The following is a 1,113-nucleotide window of genomic DNA, read 5'->3' on the forward strand; positions in this document are numbered from 1 at the left end:
ACCATGGTCACGCCCGGCATCATCGGCGCGGCCACTTCCATGCCCTCGGGGTCATAGGCCACCACCTTCGCCCCCGCATCCTCCAGCGCCTGCACGATCGCCAGGCTCGGCGCGTCGCGCATGTCGTCGGTATTGGGCTTGAACGTCACGCCCAGCAGCGCCACCGTCTTGCCCCGCGCGTCGCCGCCCAGCGCCTTGACGATCTTGCGACCCATCGCTCGCTTGCGCAGGTCGTTCACTTGCACCACCGTTTCCACGATGCGGATCGGCGCGTCATAATCCTGACCGGTCTTCACCAGCGCCAGCGTATCCTTGGGGAAGCAGGAGCCGCCATAGCCGGGGCCTGCATGCAGGAATTTGCTGCCGATGCGGTTGTCGAGGCCGATGCCGCGCGACACATCCTGCACCTCGGCGCCCACCGCTTCGCACAGGTCGGCCATCTCGTTGATGAAGGTGATCTTGGTCGCGAGGAACGCATTGGCGGCATATTTGATCAGTTCCGCCGTGCGACGACCGGTGAACATCAGGGGCGCCTGATTGAGGCTGAGCGGACGATAGACCTGGCTCATCACCGCGATCGCGCGTTCGCTGCCGGTGGTGCCCACGACCACGCGATCGGGCCGCTTGAAGTCACCGATCGCCGCGCCTTCGCGCAGGAATTCCGGGTTGGACACGCACTGGATGTCGAGGTCGGGGCGCAGTTCGCGCGCGATCCGCTCCACTTCGTCGCCAGTGCCCACCGGCACGGTCGACTTGGTCACGATCACCGCCGGGCCATCCAGCGCTTCCACGATTTCCCGCGCCGCAGCATAGACATAGCTCAGATCCGCATGACCATCGCCGCGACGCGAGGGCGTGCCGACCGCGATGAAGATCGCGTCTGCGCCCTTGACGCCCGCCGCCAGATCGGTGGTGAAGGTCAGGCGACCGGCGGCGGCATTGCTGCCCACCAGCTGGTCCAGACCCGGCTCGAAAATCGGCATCTTGCCCGACTCGATCGCCGCGATCTTCCCCGCATCCTTGTCTACGCACACCACGTCATGGCCAAAGTCCGCAAAACAGGCCCCGGACACAAGTCCAACATAACCCGTGCCGATCATCGTGATTTTCATG

General features: G+C 65.1%; 1 protein-coding gene. It reads right to left on the bottom strand.

The window, feature by feature from the left end; all coding sequences use genetic code 11:
- Positions 1–1,112: UDP-glucose dehydrogenase family protein (locus BMY84_RS28925; RefSeq protein WP_143075216.1), on the bottom strand; the 1,112-nt coding region annotated here is incomplete at its 3' end.
- Between the last annotated feature and the right edge of the window lies 1 nt (position 1,113).

It is taken from the genome of Sphingobium sp. AP50 (assembly GCF_900109095.1).
Taxonomy (GTDB): domain Bacteria; phylum Pseudomonadota; class Alphaproteobacteria; order Sphingomonadales; family Sphingomonadaceae; genus Sphingobium.